The organism is Aeromonas sp. PrichA-15, assembly GCF_017939245.1.
Lineage (GTDB): Bacteria > Pseudomonadota > Gammaproteobacteria > Enterobacterales > Aeromonadaceae > Aeromonas > Aeromonas caviae.
This window is the reverse complement of record NZ_JAGKRH010000324.1, coordinates 1-293: the sequence shown is the minus strand read 5'-3', so window position 1 is coordinate 293 and position 293 is coordinate 1. Positions and strand designations below refer to the sequence as shown.

The following is a 293-nucleotide window of genomic DNA, read 5'->3' as shown; positions in this document are numbered from 1 at the left end:
ATCGCCGAGCGCCCCGGCAAGGTAAGAACCTTGAAACAGCATCCACGCAAGAACAAAACGGCCATCAACATCGAATACATGAAAGCCAGCATCCGGGCCAAGGTGGAGCACCCATTTCGCATCATCAAGCGACAGTTCGGCTTCGTAAAAGCCAGATACAAGGGGTTGCTGAAAAACGATAACCAACTGGCGATGTTATTCACGCTGGCCAACCTGTTTCGGGCGGACCAAATGATACGTCAGTGGGAGAGATCTCACTAAAAACTGGGGATAACGCCTTAAATGGCGAAGAA

Annotated in this window: 1 protein-coding gene; it reads left to right on the top strand. The window is 50.5% G+C overall.

The window, feature by feature from the left end; genetic code table 11:
• A partial coding sequence (locus J9889_RS22870; protein ID WP_210558329.1) for a transposase occupies positions 1-261 on the top strand: 261 nt, incomplete at its 5' end.
• Positions 262-293 lie beyond the last annotated feature (32 nt).